The organism is Pseudomonas izuensis (assembly GCF_002356535.2).
GTDB lineage: Bacteria > Pseudomonadota > Gammaproteobacteria > Pseudomonadales > Pseudomonadaceae > Aquipseudomonas > Aquipseudomonas izuensis.
Genome location: NZ_AP017423.2, coordinates 3445412 through 3459586 on the forward strand (window position 1 = coordinate 3445412; position 14175 = coordinate 3459586).

Genomic DNA, 14175 nt, shown 5'->3' on the forward strand with positions numbered 1-14175 from the left:
CAAGCCCGCTCCCACAGGGCGGCGCTGAAACACTTCTCAGATCAGGACGAAGATCGCCAGCAAACCACCAAAAATCGCCCACTTTTCCAGGTAATAGAGCTTGCGATTGCGCTTTTTCAGCTCTTTGCCGCGCAGGCGAATCCTGTAGATCTTGCTGAACAGGCGATTGATGCCGCCGGTCTTGTCACCCGCTTCGTTCGGCGCGCCCGCGGCCGACATTACGGTGCGGCTGAACCAGCCATTGAACGCTGCCGCCCAGCGATATTTCATTGGGCGCTCGACATCGCAGAACAAAATGATGCGGTTTTGCTCCGTGGTGTTCTCGGCGTAATGAATGTAGGTCTCGTCGAACATCACCGCTTCACCGTCACGCCAGTGGTAGTTCTGGCCATCGACGTTGATGTAGCAGCCTGCATCGTTGGGCGTTTCCAGGCCCAGGTGATAGCGGTAGGAACCGGCATACGGGTCACGGTGACGCACCAGCCTGGAACCCGGTGGCAACTCGGCGAACATCGCCGCCTTGATCGAGCCGATGCCCTGCACCAGTTCGGTAGTACGCGGGCAGAGCTTCATTGCAGAGGGGTGGCTGTCGCCGTACCACTTGAGGTAGAAGCGTTTCCAGCCGGTCTTGAAAAACGAGTTGAAGCCGACATCGTCGTACTGGTTCGAGCGCTTGATCTCACCGGCCCGCAGCAGGTTCTGGCCTTCGGCACGGATTTCCTCCCAATGGGTTTGCAATGGCGTCAAGTCGGGAAAATCCGCCGGATCGAGAAACGGCTTGTTGGGGATCCTGGAAAACAGATAAAGGAAGCAATTGATCGGCGCCAGAAAGGTCGAATGATCGCTTAACTGGCGGCGCAGCTTGTGGCGCACGTGACCACGCAGGTGTACATACGCGATGGATACAACGTAGAGAGTGGCAATGATGATTTTCACGGAAATCGTCACACGTCAGAAGTAAACAACCTGCGCCCCCTGCCCACCAATGGTCTGCGGGTCTTGTGCAGCATCTGCAAACGTAACAGTGGTCCGGGCGCCCGTCCTTGAGCCGATGCCGTATCCTGGCATCAGAGAAAGATGGCATTTTAGCCACAGATTGTAACCAATAGTTAATCTGAAACGGTGAAAATGTGTCCGCCGTAACGACCAATGCATCACGGCGGCCTCATTGCCCTATCGTTTAAAGAGCCAGACCAGTACAATCGCCGCCAAACTTTACGCGCCCCCCTTGGTTGATGACGGGAATGACCCCGGCCTCAGCGCACTTCGACTCGGGCCAAGCGCTCCACATGCAGCTGTCCACTTATTGCCAGATGGAACTTCCGCTTCTGACCGGGATGTATATCCCGTGATCCGAATCGTGGAAACGGGTACTGATTCGGTACTGCCGCACCCTAGCTACTCTGAATGCTTCGCAGGAAAAACCTTTGATTTCTACAGCTAACATCACGATGCAGTTCGGCGCCAAGCCGCTTTTCGAAAACGTTTCGGTCAAGTTCAACGGTGGCAACCGTTATGGCTTGATTGGCGCCAACGGTTGCGGCAAGTCGACGTTCATGAAAATTCTCGGCGGTGATCTAGAGCCCTCCGGTGGCCAGGTCATGCTCGAGCCGAACGTACGCCTGGGTAAATTGCGCCAGGACCAGTTCGCCTACGAAGAATTCACCGTGATCGACACCGTGATCATGGGTCACGAAGAGCTGTGGAAGGTCAAGGCCGAGCGCGACCGCATCTACTCGCTGCCGGAAATGAGCGAAGAAGACGGCATGGCCGTGGCCGAGCTGGAAACCGAGTTCGCCGAGATGGACGGCTACACCGCCGAATCCCGTGCCGGTGAACTGCTGCTGGGTCTGGGTATTCCACTGGAACAGCATTTCGGCCCGATGTCCGAAGTGGCTCCGGGCTGGAAACTGCGGGTGTTGCTGGCCCAGGCACTGTTCTCCGATCCGGAAGTGCTGTTGCTCGACGAACCGACCAACCACCTGGACATCAACACCATTCGCTGGCTGGAATCGATTCTCACCGTGCGTAACAGCACCATGATCATCATTTCCCACGACCGTCACTTCCTCAACAGCGTCTGCACCCACATGGCCGACCTGGACTACGGTGAACTGCGCCTGTTCCCGGGCAACTATGACGAGTACATGACCGCGGCGACCCAGTCCCGCGAGCAACTGCTGTCGGACAACGCCAAGAAGAAAGCCCAGATCGCCGAACTGCAAACGTTCGTCAGCCGCTTCTCGGCCAACGCCTCGAAAGCCAAGCAGGCCACCTCCCGCGCCAAGCAGATCGACAAGATCCAGCTGGCCGAAGTCAAGCCATCGAGCCGCGTGAGCCCGTTCATCCGCTTCGAACAGACCAAAAAGCTGCACCGCCAGGCCGTGACCATCGAGCAGATGTCCAAGGGCTTCGACGGCAAGACCCTGTTCAAGAACTTCAGCTTTACCGTCGAAGCCGGCGAGCGCGTGGCGATCATCGGCCCGAACGGTATCGGCAAGACCACTTTGCTGCGTACGCTGATGGGCGAACTGACTCCGGATGCAGGCTCCGTGAAGTGGACCGAAAGCGCGGAGCTGGGCTACTACGCCCAGGACCATGCCCATGACTTCGAAGACGACGTCAGCCTGTTTGACTGGATGGGCCAGTGGACCCAGGGCGAGCAGATCATTCGTGGCACCCTGGGCCGCATGCTGTTCTCCAACGACGAGATCCTCAAGTCGGTCAAGGTCATCTCCGGTGGTGAGCAAGGGCGCATGCTGTTCGGCAAGCTGATCCTGCAAAAACCGAACGTACTGGTGATGGACGAACCGACCAACCACCTGGACATGGAATCCATCGAGGCGCTGAACCTGGCGCTGGAGAACTACCCGGGCACGCTGATCTTCGTCAGCCACGACCGTGAGTTCGTATCGTCCCTAGCCACTCGCATCATCGAGCTGAGCCCCAATGGCGTGACCGACTTCAGCGGTACCTACGACGACTACCTGCGTAGCCAGGGTGTGGTGTTCTAAGGGTAGCTACTAGCCTTTAGCTGCAAGCTTCAAGTGAAAAGCCCTGTCCTGGTGACGGGGCTTTTTGCATTTCAAGGTTACCTTTCTCATTGGTATCAAGAGCTTCGCGAGCAGGCTCGCTCCCACAGGGAAACGCGTTCCAAATGTGGGAGCCAGGGTGTGGTGTTCTAAGGGTAGCTACTAGCCTTTAGCTGCAAGCTTCAAGAGAAAAGCCCTGTCCTGGTGATGGGGCTTTTTGCATTTCAAGGTTTCCTTTCTCATTGGTATCAAGAGCTTCGCGAGCAGGCTCGCTCCCACAGGGAAACGCGTTCCAACTGTGGGAGCCAGGGTGTGGTGTTCTAAGGGTAGCTACTAGCCTTTAGCTGCAAGCCTCAAGTGAAAAGCCCTGTCCTGGTGATGGGGCTTTTTGCATTTCAAGGTTACCTTTCTCATTGGTATCAAGAGCTTCGCAAGCAGGCTCGCTCCCACAGGGAAACGCGTTCCAAATGTGGGAGCCAGGGTGTGGTGTTCTAAGGGTAGCTATTAGTTTCGAGCTGCAAGCTTCAAGTGAAAAGCCCTGTCCTGGTGATGGGGCTTTTTGCATTTCAAGGTTACTTTTCTCATTGATATCAAGAGCTTCGCGAGCAGGCTCGCTCCCACAGGGAAACGCGTTCCAAATGTGGGAGCCAGCGTGTGGTGTTCTAAGGGTAGCTACTAGCCTTTAGCTGCAAGCTTCAAGTGAAAAGCCCTGTCCTTGTGACGGGGCTTTTTGCATTTCAAGGTTACCTTTCTCATTGGTATCAAGAGCTTCGCAAGCAGGCTCGCTCCCACAGGGAAACGCGTTCCAAATGTGGGAGCCAGGGTGTGGTGTTCTAAAGGTAGCTATTAGTTTCGAGCTGCAAGCTTCAAGAGAAAAGCCCTGTCCTGGTGATGGGGCTTTTTGCATTTCAAGGTTACCTTTCTCATTGGTATTAAAAGCTTCGCGAGCAGGCTCGCTCCCACAGGGAAACGCGTTCCAAATGTGGGAGCGAGCCTGCTCGCGAAGGCGCCCTCAAAGACAATGAATATAGTTAGCCTGCTTCCTTTTATCCCGCCGCCAAGCCATCATGCAGGTCTCCCACCGCCGCCCGCGAAAGAGCCCCCATGTCTGTGCAGCAACAGCCACCGCAAAGCTCCATGGCGATCACTCTGCAGATCGTCTCCATCGTCTTCTATACCTTCATCGCGTTCCTTTGCATCGGCCTGCCCATTGCGGTGTTGCCGGGGTATGTCCATGAGCAGTTGGGGTTCAGTGCGGTCATCGCGGGGCTGACGATTGGCTCGCAGTACCTCGCTACCCTGCTCAGCCGGCCCATGGCCGGGCGCATGTCAGACAGCATCGGCACCAAGCGCGCCATCGTTTACGGTTTGTCCGGAATTGTGTTGAGCGGCGTGCTGACGCTGTTGTCGACCTTGTTGCAAAGCGTTCCATTGGTGAGTCTGCTGATCCTGATCGCCGGTCGCCTGCTGCTCGGGATCGCCCAGGGTTTGATCGGGGTCGGCACCATCAGTTGGTGCATGGGCCAAGTAGGTGCAGAACACACGGCGCGTTCGATTTCGTGGAACGGCATTGCTTCCTACGGTGCGATTGCCATCGGTGCGCCGCTGGGGGTGGTGATGGTCGATCGACTTGGCTTCAGCAGCCTGGGGATCGCGCTGTCGGTGCTGGCTGCGCTGGCACTGTTGCTGATCCGCAACAAACCCTCGGTGCCAGTGGTACGCGGTGAACGCCTGCCCTTTTGGGCTGTGTTCGGGCGCATCGCGCCCTTTGGTGCGAGCCTGAGCCTGGCTTCCATCGGCTACGGCACCCTGACCACCTTCATCACCCTGTATTACGTCAACCTTGGCTGGAGCGGTGCGGCTTATTGCCTGACGGTGTTTGGGGTGTGTTTCATTCTGGCGCGGTTGCTGTTCATTTCCAGCATCAGCCGCTTCGGCGGATTTACCTCGGCCATTGCCTGCATGACCATCGAAACCGTCGGCCTGGCCTTGTTGTGGCTCGCGCCTTCGACCGGCTACGCCTTGATCGGTGCCGGCCTGACCGGGTTTGGTCTGTCACTGGTGTACCCGGCACTGGGCGTCGAGGCGATCAAGCAGGTGCCCAATTCCAGCCGTGGCGCAGGGTTGAGTGCTTACGCAGTGTTTTTCGATCTGGCGCTGGCGATTGCCGGGCCATTGATGGGCGCAGTGGCGCTGAACCTGGGGTATTCGTGGATTTTCTTCTGCGCGGCGTTGTTGTCGGTAACCGGGCTCGGTTTGACCTTATTGCTCAAGCACCGGGCGATGGCCTAGGCTGATCGCGATCCATGTGGGAGCGAGCCTGCTCGCGAAGACGGTGTATCAGGCACCAATGATGCTGAATTTGACGCCCCTTTCGCGAGCAGGCTCGCTCCCACAATGGTTCCGAGTGAACTATTGATCCGCGGTCTGCATCCCGGCCCGGGTCGCCTTGCCCAGGGTATGGGCGAAGAAGCGTCCGGCTTCGGAAATCAGGTTGCGGTGAATGTCTTCACGATCGACACCATCGGCGTCGGTGCACAGTGCCGGCGTGATGACGATCTGTTCGTCGTTGCACGGTGCCATGAACACGAAATGGCCGGCACCGGCCAGTAATTTGAAGTCCGGCGCGACAGGCAGCTTGCGCGCCAGTGCGGCGGCGTTCTTGTCGAAGGCAACCAGTTTGTCGCCGTCGCCGCTGTACAGCAGCACCGGTACATGTACATCGGCCAGGGTATGACGGCCGAATTTAAGGCTAAGCGGCGCCATCAACAACAACGCATGGACGCGCGGGTCGGCCACCGGTTGCAAATCATCACGGTCGACGATCAGTTCACCCTGGGTGTTGCAGGCATCACGATCGTCCGGGCGTTCCTGGCAGTAACGCCGCAGGCGGTCCAGGTCCGGCGTCGCCCCGGACAGTATCAACGCCGTCTCTCCACCCGCCGAATAACCGATGACCCCGACCTGATCGGCATTGACGAACGGCGCCAGCATGCGGTCGCCCAGCGTCGCGGTAATGGCTTCGGATATCTGGATCGGCCGGCCGTACAGATTGCTCAGGGTGCCGAGTCGGCTGTGGTCCCTGGAGTTATCACCCGGATGAATCACCGCCACCACCACGAAACCCTTGCGTGCCAGCGACGTAGCCAGGTCATGCAGGGCCAGCGGGGTTCCGGTGTTGCCGTGGGACAGCATCAGCATGGGGAAGCGGCCCATGGCGACTTTAGTGTCTTCGCCGGCCTCGATCGTATAGCCCTCAAGCTTGCTGGAGTGCTCTTTTTCGCTGGAAGGATAAAACGCGATGGCACGCATCGGCTGCAGATCGAGAGGATCGAGAAAAGTCATCTCGTGGTAACCGACGCTCCAGTGAGGATGCGGCGCAGGGGCGGCGTGCACTGAATTCAGGCTGCCGAACAGGCAAATCAGTAAGGTTGCACAAAGACGCATCATGGGATGCCCCACCTGTTACCGGACCGGAGACGTTCACCCTCGACTGCATAACCCGGGCCATAATTTTACGAACGATATGAAATGACCAGAAACAAAAAACTCCGTATCTGACCCTTGCGTGATCAGAATACAGAGTTTTTTGGGGATTGCCTGCGTCGTTTGACGTCTTTACGCAAGCCTTACGCGGCGGCGAACAATTGCTCGCTGATTTGCGCCTGGGCATCGCTCATCGCTTTGGTACGCACTTCGTCACCATAAGCCAGGCCATGAGCGCGGACGAATTCGATGTCGGTGATGCCGATGAAGCCGAACAGCACCTTCAAGTACTCTTCGTGGGCGACGCCGGTTGCCTGGCCAGCATGCAGACCGCCGGAGGTCGAAACGATCACCACTTTCTTGCCACCGCACAGGCCTTCAGGGCCGGCTTCGGTGTAGCGGAAGGTCTGACCGGCAACAGCGATGCGGTCGATCCAGGCCTTCAATTGAGTCGGGATGGTGAAGTTGTACATCGGCGCGGCAATGACCACGGCATCGGCGGCAAGGAATTCGGCCAGGGTCGAGGCGCTCAATTCAGCTTCGTGCTGTTGGGCAGCGTTGCGCAGTTCAGCCGTAGTGCCCGCTGCAACCAGGGTAGTCGAGGAGAAGTGGCTGATGGCATCGGCAGCCAGGTCGCGGTAGGTCACCACGGCGCTTGGCTCGGCGGTTTGCCAGGCTTTTACAACTTCGCTGCTCAGCAGACGGGAAGCCGAGTTGTCACCAAGAATGCTCGAATCGATGTGCAGCAGTTTCATGTGGGATCTCCAGGTGAGGATCGCCGCCAGGGCGATCTGATGGAAACAATCCTACAGATGAAACCAATAGCTGATTAGACTGCAACAATGCGATAGTTTGTCCCATTGATAGAACAATCGAGAAGCCGCCATGCAAGACCTCAATGACCTCTATTACTTTGCCAAAGTCGTGGAGGCCGGTGGCTTCGCGGCCGCCGGGCGTACGCTGGGGATTCCCAAGTCACGGCTGTCTCGTCGCATTGCCGAACTGGAGGAGCGCCTCGGTGCGCGACTGCTCCAGCGTACCACCCGCCAACTCAAGCTGACGGCCGTGGGCGAACGTTACCTGAGGCACTGCCAGGCCATGCTGCTGGAGGCAGAAATGGCCGATGAAGCCGTGGCCAGCATGTCCAGCGAGCCCCGTGGACGACTGCGGGTTTCATCCCCTGTCGGACTGGCTCACGAGATGCTGCCCGGGGTGATCAGCAGCTTTCTGGAGAAGTTTCCGCAAGTGCAACTGGAGGTCATGCTGGTCAATCGCCGCGTCGACCTGGTGACCGAGGGCGTTGACGTTGCCTTGCGCGTGCGCGAGCCGGGGGATGAAGACCCGTTGCTGGTAACCCGCCGCTTGCGCCAGGCGCAGATGCTCCTGGTGGCCAGCCCCGCTTTCCTGCACGGTCATGAAATCAATCATCCAGATGACCTGAAAAACCTGCCGACACTTGGCGCGCTCGAACCGGATCGCATGGTGCACATTCGCCTGGTCGATCGCCAGGGCAAACACTACGATCTGGCCCTTGAAGCGCGATTGGGCATTGACGATTTCATTGTCCGCAAGACTTGCACCCTCGCCGGCCAGGGTTTCACCACGTTGCCGATGATGTATTGCGAACAGGAACTGGCTAGCGGCTCACTGGTGCAATTGCTGCCCGAATGGTCGATGCCTGGCGGCTGGCTGCAAGCGGTCTACCCTCATCGACGCGGCGTGATGCCCGCGGTACGTGCGTGGCTCGACCATCTGATCGAAACCTTCAATGCCTGTGGGGACCGTTTGATATGAAGGCTGCACGCATGAACGAAGCGCAGGTCGCGGCTTTTTGCCTGGCCTTGCCCGGCGCTCGGGAAGATTACAAGTGGGGTGGCGTGCGGGTATTTTCAGTGGCCGGGAACAAGATGTTCGCCTTGCAGAACCTGCGCGGCGACTCTCTGGCGTTCAAGGTCGACAAGGACCTGTTTCTCGGTCACTGCGACCGTCCGGGCATTCATCCGGCGCCTTATCTGGCGCGGGCCCAGTGGATCATCATGACAACGCCCTACCCCCTCGGCGCCGAGGAGTTGCAAGGCTTGCTGCGACGTTCCCATCAACTGGTGGTCAGCAAGTTGCCCAAGCGTACGCAGGTCGGATTGTTGCTTTAAACCAGCGCCAACAGGTTTGCACCGAGAAACAACTGGTCAATCCAGAACACCTGGTGCAACAGCACGATCAGCCAGAACACCAGTTGAAACGAAACCTTGCGCGTCTTGTGCCGGAACACTTGCTGCGCCAACAAAGCGCCCGGCCAACCGCCGGCGAACTCCAGCGCATGCAGCACGTTTTCCGGAGTACGCCAGCGATCGGCGCGCGCCTTGCGCTTGTCGCTCCAATACAACAGAAACGCCGCCACGCTGACGATGCCGTAGGCCGCCAGGGGAATCAGCGAAACCCCACGCAGCCACATCGACATCGAACCGAACAGCGGCAGCGCGCACAGGATCGCGAACACCAGCCATTTCAGCCGAAGATTGCGGATTTCTCCCCCGGCGTTGCGTCCGGGGTTGTTGCGCGCGCCGGAATCACTCATGGCTTGACCGCGGTCCAGTCGATCCAGCCGAACAACCAGGTCGCCAGGATCAGCAGGCCGAACGCAATGCGGTACCAGGCGAACACTGCGTAGCTATGGCTGGCGATGAACTTGAGCAAGCCCTTGACGGCAATCATCGCGAAAATGAACGCCGTGACGAAGCCGATTGCGAAGACCGGGAAGTCAGACGCCACGAACAGGTGACGGTACTTGTAACCCGAGTAAACCGCCGCTCCCACCATGGTCGGCATGGCCAGGAAGAACGAGAACTCGGTAGCGGTCTTGCGCGACAGGCCGAACAACAAGCCGCCGATGATCGTTGCACCGGAGCGGGAGGTGCCCGGAATCATCGCCAGGCACTGGGCGAAGCCGACTTTCAAGGCGTCTTTCCAGGTGATTTCATCAACCGTTTCGGCATGCACTTGATGTTGGCGCTGCTCGGCCCACAACATGATGAAACCGCCCACGACCAGAGCGCTGGCTACCGTGATCGGATTGAACAGGTACTCGTGGATCAGGTCGGCGAAAATCACCCCCAGTACCACCGCCGGCAGGAAGGCAATCAGCAGGTTGGCAGTGAAGCGTCGCGCACTTGGCTGCGTCGGCAACCCGACGACCACGTCGAAAATCTTGCGGCGAAACTCCCACACCACCGCCAGGATCGCCCCGAGCTGGATAATGATGTTGAACGCCATGGCGCGCTCGCCACCGAAATCGAGCAGGTCGGCCACAATAATCTGGTGCCCGGTACTGGAAATGGGCAAAAACTCTGTCAGCCCCTCTACAACCCCAAGAATCAACGCCTGAAAGGCAGTCCAAAGATCCATCAATCCCCCAAAAGGCAATGCGTCAGCGCAGGCCTCGTCAGTATTTTTCAAAGCATTCAGCGTAGTTGAAAACCCGCGCGCACAAGATACCCGCAGGCCGTGGAAAATTCCGTGAAATATCCGTGTGCAGTCAGGCTTTTCCGCGAAGGTCAGCATGATCCTCTGTAGAAGCAGCCGGTCGACGCTCGATTGCTCGCGAAAAATTTCAACAATAAGGCGCGCCCTCCTGATGAGCCGTGGCGTTCCGACGTCCATCGCGAGCAAGCTCGCTCCTGCAGAGGGTACAATCCGCCCCCTCTTCGACTTCCCCCAAGGAACCTTCATGTCCGGGCTTGAACTGTTTGCCGCCTCCCTCGGTGTCATCGCCGTCTGGTTGACGGTCAAACAGAACCCTTGGTGCTGGCCGATCGGCCTGATCATGGTGCTTATATATAGCTGGGTATTTTTCGAGGTGAAGCTGTATTCGGACATGTTGCTGCAAGTGATCTATGCCGCCCTGCAGATTTATGGCTGGTGGCAATGGACCCGTGCGGGCGATGCGCGACAGGGTCGCGAGGTCAGCCGGCTTGATGGCCAGACAGTGGTGTTCGGCCTCGTCATAGGTGCCATCGGCAGCCTGATGCTGGGTGCCGCCATGGCACACTGGACCGACGCAGCCCAACCCTGGCTCGATGCGGCACTCACAGGGTTCAGCCTTGTGGCGCAGCTGTGGATGGCGCAAAAACGGGTTCAATGCTGGCCGTTGTGGATCGTCGTGGATGTGATCTTCGTCGGGTTGTTCGTCTACAAGGCGTTGTACCTGACCGCCGTCCTGTACGGATTATTCCTGCTACTGGCCGTGCAGGGTTGGCGTGAGTGGCGCGCGGCCCCGGCGCTGCGCACATGAAGGTTCTGGTGCTTACAGGCCCTGAATCCAGCGGCAAGAGCTGGTTATCGGCACAGTTGCAAGCGCATTTCGGTGGAACGGTGGTCGACGAGTACGTGCGCTGGTTCATCGAGCAAAACCAGCGAGACACCTGCCTGGCCGATATCCCGGAGATCGCCCGGGGCCAGCTCCGATGGGAGGATGAGGCACGTGCCCGACGCCCACGGCTGCTGATCCTCGATACCCACTTGCTGAGCAACATGCTGTGGAGCCAGACATTGTTTGGCGATTGTCCGGCCTGGATCGAGCAAGCATTGCTGGCACGGCAATACGACCTGCATTTTCTGCTGAGCCCTGAAACAGTGGACTGGCATGACGACGGGCAGCGCTGCCAACCGCGACTGGCAGAGCGCCAGGCGTTTTTCCAGGCCAGCCGTCAATGGCTCGACCTGCACCGCCAGCCCTACCAGGTCCTGCAAGGTGATTGGAAACAGCGCGAGGACGCGGCATTCGAGGCGGTGACGCGCTTGCTCAAGGCCTGATCGGGCTAGCCGCCCTGCGGATAATGTCCGTTCTTGAAACACTCTCCCCGGGGCAAACCCGCGAGCTAAAGCACTTTAGGCACTCTGGCAAGAAAATGTTAAGTCGGTGATACAACCCGCCTTCAGGGCCCTTAGCGAGCAATGCCGCCAGCAGGGACCGCGATTTAGAGCGGTTCTGTCTCAGTGGCTTTACAAATTTTTTTAAACACTTCGACTATTGAAGCCAACCAACTGATTTCAAGAGAAAAACCAAAACCGGCACACCTTCTGCTCTATTCCTCGTATCGCTGATAAGGGCCAGCGTTTCAATACAGAAGGAATTGCCGCCGTGGGGAAACTCAATAAAAACTTTTATACCCTCCTGCTGATCGGATGCGCGCTGGGCTCAAGTGTTTGCCTGCCCGTACAGGCAGACAACGGCATCATTATCATCAAGCGTGATGTCCAACCGCGCATGGCAACGCGTCCGCCGGTGATTCCCGACCCGAACCCCACGACCGTCAATGCCAACCCGTCCCAAACCATCCTCAAACAAACGAACGAGTTGAGCGACGGCGACTTTGCCGGCGTCGCCAGTGGTGCAGGCATCTCCCGCCTGGTCACTCAAAACACCAACAACCTGGGCGGTAATATCAGCAACCAGTCCCAACTTTCCAATTTGCCTGCCGGACGTTCGGGAAATTCAGGCAATGGTATTGCCAATATGGTCAATTCGAGCGTCCAGCAAGGCCTGGGTGCTCTGAAAATCATAACGGGAGACCGTTAAGATGAATCGTACGCTGCTGATGATCGCCATGTTTTGCAGTGCATCGACCTTTGCCCAATCCCCCGTCATCGATAACGCCGAAATCAGCGGTTCGGGCGCTCAATACCAGGGCAACCTCACCGTCAACCAGGCGGCGGGCGATCTGCAACAACAAGCCAACGCCCGGGCCATCGCCGTGGGCCGTGACGCCAGCGCGAGCACCCAGATTCGCCAACGGCTGCGTACGATTGTCGACCCCAGGATCGATGCGCGGTCCAGCATCCAGGGCGACTCCTTCAGCCATGGCAGCGGCGCTCTGGGCGTGAACCAGAGCTCGGGCGCCAGCACTCAGCAAGCCAACGCACTGAGTATCAGCATCAGTGCTCAGCCGCAAAGTCTCGACGACAGCGTCCTCATGCAACAGAACGTGGCGCTGCTCATCAACTCCGATCCAACTGACTCTGCACCAGGCTATCGCCAGGTCTCTACCAGTGACCAGGCTTTCACCGGTAGCCGTGGGGTGATTCAGTTGAATCAGAGCGCCGGGGTGGGAAACCGAATGGCCAACACCCTGAGCGTACGGGTCGTGGATTGACCCAAACAGGTAATAACAACACTTAACCTAAAATAAAGTACGGAGAATCACCATGAAACCTTCGATGGCACTCAAGCCTCTGGTTTTCGCAATTGCTGCGGTCATGGCTGTAGCTGTACACGCTGGACAGAATGATGAGCACCACCACGGCCATCATAACAACCACCACACCCCACCTCCAACCAAGATCCCTGTTTATGCGACTGCCAATGCTACCGACAAGCAAAGCAGCACCAACAATCGCATCTACAACGAAGGGACTCAGAACAGCGCTGAGATGACCGACTCTGCCACCGGCACCAGCGGCAACGTCGGCGTCAACGTGGCTGCAGGCGACGGCAACCAACAAGACAACGCGGCCGCCATCGCAAACGCTGCATCCGACAACTCCGGTCGCGATAACAGCTTCGTGTTCGGTGATGCCAGTGCTACTGCCAAAGTCACGCAATACAGCAACAATAACAAGGTCTACAACTACGGCAGCACAGCCTCTGCTGTGATGAGCGGATCGGGTAATGGCGGCAGCGGCAACATGGGTATCAACATTGCTGGTGGCGACCTTAACCAACAGAAAAACACCATGGCAATTGCCAACTCCAATGCCCCACTCGGCAACGCAACAGCCTCCGCCTCTGCCAATCAAACTGGTCCTGGCCTGGTCGTAACCAACGAAGCCGATCGGACCTTCCGCCTCGATACGATCACGCTCACCACCACGAAGAGCGGCAGCGCTTCCTTCGATAAGTCTTTCGAAGCGAGCGGCAGTCAAAGCAATTCTTCGAGTTGGGCTGCTGCCGGTTCGAAGAACTCTAACTCCAGCAAGTCTGTTAGCGTTGATGTCAGCGGTTCAAAAAGCAGCCATGCCAGTGGTTCCAACGACAGCGCTGCGAGTGGTTCGAACAGCATGACTGCAAGCGGCTCCAACAGCAGCAGTGCAAGCGGATCTTCGAGTGCTTCTGTGAATGCTTCCCTGAACGCTTCTCTGGACGCTTCTGCGGCAGCCTCGCAATCCAATACCTACGGCAATCACACCCGCAGCAGCAGTTCCGACAAGTCGCTTAACGTATCGCTCAATGCATCGCTTGACGCATCGATCGACAAATCGTTCGACAAATCGCACCAATCCTCGTTCGACAAATCGCGCGACTCCTCGTACGACAGATCGAACAGCTCTTCGTACGATAAGTCCCGCGATTCCTCGTTCGAAAAATCGTTCGATAAATCGGTCGAGAAATCGGCTTCCTCCTCGTTCGACAAATCGGGCAGCAAATCGTCTGAATCTGCGTACGACAAAGCGAAGAGCTTCAGCGAAAGCAGTTCGTTTGATCTGAGCAACACTGTTTCCTACCAAGTGCTGACTCCAACTGGCTGGGCCAACCCTGTGACCAACACTGCAACCCTGAGTGGTTCGGTGAATGGCGGCAGTGGCAACCTGGGCGTCAACGTAGCGGCCGGTGTGGGCAACCAACAAAGCAACTCGCTGTCCATCGCCAACCAATCGTTCTAAA

At 57.9% G+C, this 14175-nt stretch carries 14 protein-coding genes; 9 read left to right on the top strand and 5 right to left on the bottom strand.

The window, feature by feature from the left end; all coding sequences use genetic code 11:
* Positions 1-36: 36 nt before the first annotated feature.
* Positions 37-936, bottom strand: a complete 900-nt coding sequence (lpxO, locus tag LAB08_RS15265) for a lipid A hydroxylase LpxO (RefSeq protein WP_096515375.1) — start codon at positions 934-936, stop codon at positions 37-39.
* 491 nt (positions 937-1427) lie between these two features.
* On the opposite strand from lpxO, the gene LAB08_RS15270 reads away from it, so the two are divergent.
* Positions 1428-3014 carry an ABC-F family ATPase gene (locus LAB08_RS15270; protein ID WP_033044478.1) on the top strand — a complete coding sequence of 529 codons (1587 nt, stop codon included), beginning with the start codon at positions 1428-1430 and terminating at the stop codon, positions 3012-3014.
* A 1122-nt stretch (positions 3015-4136) separates the two neighbouring features.
* Positions 4137-5324, top strand: coding sequence for an MFS transporter (locus LAB08_RS15275; protein ID WP_096511252.1), 1188 nt, complete (start codon positions 4137-4139; stop codon positions 5322-5324).
* 120 nt (positions 5325-5444) lie between these two features.
* Here LAB08_RS15275 and LAB08_RS15280 read toward each other — a convergent pair whose 3' ends face one another.
* Both LAB08_RS15280 and LAB08_RS15285 read right to left on the bottom strand, forming a co-directional pair.
* The gene (locus tag LAB08_RS15280; protein ID WP_096511250.1) at positions 5445-6482 is read right to left on the bottom strand and encodes an alpha/beta hydrolase family protein; all 1038 of its coding nucleotides are present in this window, start codon (positions 6480-6482) and stop codon (positions 5445-5447) included.
* A 179-nt stretch (positions 6483-6661) separates the two neighbouring features.
* A complete protein-coding gene (locus LAB08_RS15285; RefSeq protein WP_096511248.1) occupies positions 6662-7273 on the bottom strand; it encodes an FMN-dependent NADH-azoreductase in 612 nt (203 codons plus the stop codon).
* Positions 7274-7403: 130 nt separating this feature from the next.
* Between LAB08_RS15285 and LAB08_RS15290 the strand changes: the two genes are divergently transcribed.
* Both LAB08_RS15290 and LAB08_RS15295 read left to right on the top strand, forming a co-directional pair.
* A complete protein-coding gene (locus tag LAB08_RS15290; protein WP_096511247.1) occupies positions 7404-8312 on the top strand; it encodes a LysR substrate-binding domain-containing protein in 909 nt (302 codons plus the stop codon).
* Positions 8309-8668, top strand: coding sequence for an MmcQ/YjbR family DNA-binding protein (locus tag LAB08_RS15295; protein ID WP_096511245.1), 360 nt, complete (start codon positions 8309-8311; stop codon positions 8666-8668). Before LAB08_RS15290 ends, LAB08_RS15295 begins: the two co-directional genes overlap by 4 nt.
* Here the strand turns inward: LAB08_RS15295 and LAB08_RS15300 are convergent.
* Both LAB08_RS15300 and LAB08_RS15305 read right to left on the bottom strand, forming a co-directional pair.
* On the bottom strand, positions 8665-9093 hold the full coding sequence (locus LAB08_RS15300) for a DUF1294 domain-containing protein (protein ID WP_096511243.1): 429 nt from the start codon (positions 9091-9093) through the stop codon (positions 8665-8667). The two genes, LAB08_RS15295 and LAB08_RS15300, sit on opposite strands and share 4 nt — an antisense overlap.
* Positions 9090-9920 (bottom strand): undecaprenyl-diphosphate phosphatase, encoded by an 831-nt coding sequence (locus LAB08_RS15305; RefSeq protein ID WP_096511241.1) that lies wholly within the window; start codon positions 9918-9920, stop codon positions 9090-9092. Before LAB08_RS15305 ends, LAB08_RS15300 begins: the two co-directional genes overlap by 4 nt.
* A 322-nt stretch (positions 9921-10242) precedes the next feature.
* Here LAB08_RS15305 and pnuC point away from each other — a divergent pair, with 322 nt between their 5' ends.
* The 5 genes from pnuC (at position 10243) to fapC (ending at position 14174) form a co-directional block, all read left to right on the top strand.
* Positions 10243-10806 carry a nicotinamide riboside transporter PnuC gene (gene pnuC / locus LAB08_RS15310; RefSeq protein ID WP_096511239.1) on the top strand — a complete coding sequence of 188 codons (564 nt, stop codon included), beginning with the start codon at positions 10243-10245 and terminating at the stop codon, positions 10804-10806.
* On the top strand, positions 10803-11327 hold the full coding sequence (locus LAB08_RS15315) for an AAA family ATPase (RefSeq protein ID WP_096511237.1): 525 nt from the start codon (positions 10803-10805) through the stop codon (positions 11325-11327). Before pnuC ends, LAB08_RS15315 begins: the two co-directional genes overlap by 4 nt.
* A 328-nt stretch (positions 11328-11655) precedes the next feature.
* The gene (gene fapA / locus LAB08_RS15320) at positions 11656-12093 is read left to right on the top strand and encodes a functional amyloid chaperone FapA (RefSeq protein WP_096511235.1); all 438 of its coding nucleotides are present in this window, start codon (positions 11656-11658) and stop codon (positions 12091-12093) included.
* A gap of 1 nt (position 12094) precedes the next feature.
* Positions 12095-12667, top strand: a complete 573-nt coding sequence (gene fapB, locus LAB08_RS15325; RefSeq protein ID WP_096511233.1) for a fibril amyloid subunit FapB — start codon at positions 12095-12097, stop codon at positions 12665-12667.
* A gap of 52 nt (positions 12668-12719) precedes the next feature.
* Positions 12720-14174, top strand: a complete 1455-nt coding sequence (fapC, locus tag LAB08_RS15330; protein ID WP_096511231.1) for an amyloid-like fimbrin subunit FapC — start codon at positions 12720-12722, stop codon at positions 14172-14174.
* Position 14175 lies beyond the last annotated feature (1 nt).